This window comes from Desulfovibrio sp. 1214_IL3152 (assembly GCF_036763055.1).
Taxonomy (GTDB): domain Bacteria; phylum Desulfobacterota; class Desulfovibrionia; order Desulfovibrionales; family Desulfovibrionaceae; genus Desulfovibrio.
Genome location: NZ_JBAIYW010000164.1, coordinates 1 through 2,477 on the forward strand (window position 1 = coordinate 1; position 2,477 = coordinate 2,477).

3 protein-coding genes are annotated in these 2,477 nt (G+C 54.3%); all 3 read right to left on the reverse strand.

What is annotated here, in order from left to right; genetic code table 11:
* Window positions 1-1,019: FprA family A-type flavoprotein (locus tag V6C07_RS03280; protein ID WP_333534947.1), on the reverse strand; the 1,019-nt coding region annotated here is incomplete at its 3' end.
* Between the two features lie 99 nt (window positions 1,020-1,118).
* Window positions 1,119-1,256, reverse strand: coding sequence for a rubredoxin (locus V6C07_RS03285; protein ID WP_012625631.1), 138 nt, complete (start codon window positions 1,254-1,256; stop codon window positions 1,119-1,121).
* Between the two features lie 68 nt (window positions 1,257-1,324).
* A complete protein-coding gene (locus V6C07_RS03290; RefSeq protein ID WP_291438989.1) occupies window positions 1,325-1,705 on the reverse strand; it encodes a desulfoferrodoxin in 381 nt (126 codons plus the stop codon).
* Window positions 1,706-2,477: the final 772 nt, after the last annotated feature.

Consider the following 2,477-nt stretch of genomic DNA (forward strand, 5'->3'; position numbering starts at 1 on the left):
ATATACCCGGGGTCCTCAAGGAAGGAGAGGAACAGGTACATCATGCCAATCCGCGGCACCAGGGGCAGCACGGTGTTGTTGTGCGTGGGCGAACCGGCCAGCACTGCGCCGCAGTCGGCCAGTTCGGTCATGATGGCGCTGTGGTGATTGCTTTTGACCGACATGAGGCGGGTGGGCACGCCGTTTTCTTCCAGACCGCTGCATGCGGCATAGGCCATGGATTCAGTGGACTGCCACATGGTGTCGTAAAAAATGAGGGCGCGCTGCTGCGGCTTTTGTTCGGCCATGGTGCGGTACATGTCGATAATGCGGCGCACGGCCTTTTCACCGCGATGGATGAGGCCGTGGTCCGGGGCGATCATGTCGATGTCCAGCTGCTCCACAATGGGCAGGGTCTTGAGCACCATCGGGGAGTAGGGCAGCACGATATTGTAGTAGTATTCCTTGACGCGGCGTACATATTCGCCATCATCATCGAAATCGTCCACAAAGCGTGCGGAACTGGCGATGTTCTGCCCGAAGATGTCATTGCTGACGAGCAGCTTTTCTTCAGGAATGTATGACACCATGCTGTCGGGCCAGTGCAGCATGCGCGTTTCCTGAAATACGATGGTGCGCTTGCCTATGCTGATGCTGTCGCCGCTTTTGACGGCCTGTACGGGCCAGTCCTTGCAGGAAAAATATCCGGCCATGGACTTGAGGCCCGCCTGCGACACGAAAATTTTTTCGGGTTTGCAGCGTTCCACGATGGCTTCAAGCGCGCCGGCGTGGTCAAGTTCCATATGGTTGCAGACGATATAATCGATTTTTTCAGGCTCCAGAACCTTAGCCATGCGGCACAGAAGGGCGCCTTCGCAGCCTGAGGATACCGTGTCCATAAGGACGTTTTTTTCGTCTTTGATGAGGTAGGCATTGTAGGTGGAACCGTCCGGGGAGCGGGAATAGCCGTGAAAATCCCGGTGGTCGTAGTCTACGTAGCCTATCCAGTATATGTCTTTTTTGATTTCAACAGGTTGCATCTATATATTCTCCGAAGTGTTTGGTCTTCCCCTTTACGAAAAGCCCCGCTTTGCCGAAAGTTACGGCAAAGCGGGGAAAAATGCAGGAAAAGACCGAAGTTAGGCCGGGCTGAACTGGTCTTTGCTCACCCCGCACACGGGGCAGCACCAGTCGTCGGGCAGCTGGTCAAAGGGAACGTTATCGTGTTCGGCGGGGTCATATTCGTAGCCACAGACATTGCAAACATACTTTTGCATTGGGGAATCCTCCTTGGGAGATGGCGCGGGGCTGCCGCGCCTCTTCTGTAATGCGCCTTGCGGCGGATCTAGTTTTCAGCCTTCCAGTGCCCGTGCAGATTGCAGTATTCGCGGGCGGTCACCTTGGCGGCGTCAATGGCAAAGAAAGCCTCGGGCGCATCGCCGGGCTTGAGAAACTTGGTGTAGCTTCTGCCGTCGGCCAGCAGTTCGATCCATTCAATCCAGTGCTTTTCTTCCATGGGATGAGGCACGCTGCCCACCTTGATCAGGTAGCCGCCGTCAACTTTTTCGATAACAGGCACGTGCTTTTCCATAGCGCCGTCGGTTGCGCCCTCGACCATGTGCTTCATGGGTTCGCCACAGCACACGAGTTCGGCGCCGCCGCCGTGCAGCACTTCAACAATATTACCACAATGAGTGCATTTATAAACTTCCAGATGCTTGGGCATGGTTTCCTCACTTGCTTTTTGGCCGGCATGGGCCTTGATTTAGGTTGCCGCCGGGGCAGCCGGGCGAAAGGCCCGCACTTGCGCGGATGCCCCTGTAGCCCCGGATACCGATAATTATTGTGTAAGAAGTCCTGAGCAAAGTAAAGTCTTTTTTATGAAAAATAATAGCCATTATCAATAGTGAGCGGGCGAAGCAAGGCACAAAGCTTTTCCGGCAGAACCAAGGCGACTATGCCATCTTATTTCTGTTATGACTAGACAGTGTCGTCACGAGCGCCTTTCCCGGTATCTCTGCGTCGAACTTCGCCTTTTATTCCGGTTGAGTACCATAAGAGTACACTCCCTGCATAAAAGGCTCGTTCTCCTTGATATACCAAGGAAATTCATCTCGTGACGACGCTGTCTAGAGCAATTTAACTTTTAAATTGCTCGGACGGCTGCGTGAGCAGACGTTCGCTACGGAGGCGTAAGCGCAGTTTATCTGCGCGGTTAAACGCCGAAGTGAGCGTGCCTTAAACTTTGAGAATATACATTCTCAAAGTTAATCTGCTCTAGAGCGTTTGGCGTCTGAAATACTCTGTTTGTCTTTATTCATGCCGCCTGCGCGGCGGGGACAGGGCAATGGCATCCTGCGGTGATTTAACGGTTTTCCGTTTTTTGCGCTGCTTTTTGCTCGTGGGCGGCACCGGATACGCCGGGCGCGGGGGAGACGGCAGGGGATGACGCGGAGCTTTCCGGCATGGCCTTTGTGTGCTCAGGGGGTTCCGGCAGA

Bases quoted from the DNA above. Each gene is read 5' to 3' on its own strand.
- V6C07_RS03285 (WP_012625631.1), bottom strand. From the start codon at position 1,256: ATGCAAAAGTATGTTTGCAATGTCTGTGGCTACGAATATGACCCCGCC.
- V6C07_RS03290 (WP_291438989.1), bottom strand. From the start codon at position 1,705: ATGCCCAAGCATCTGGAAGTTTATAAATGCACTCATTGTGGTAATATT.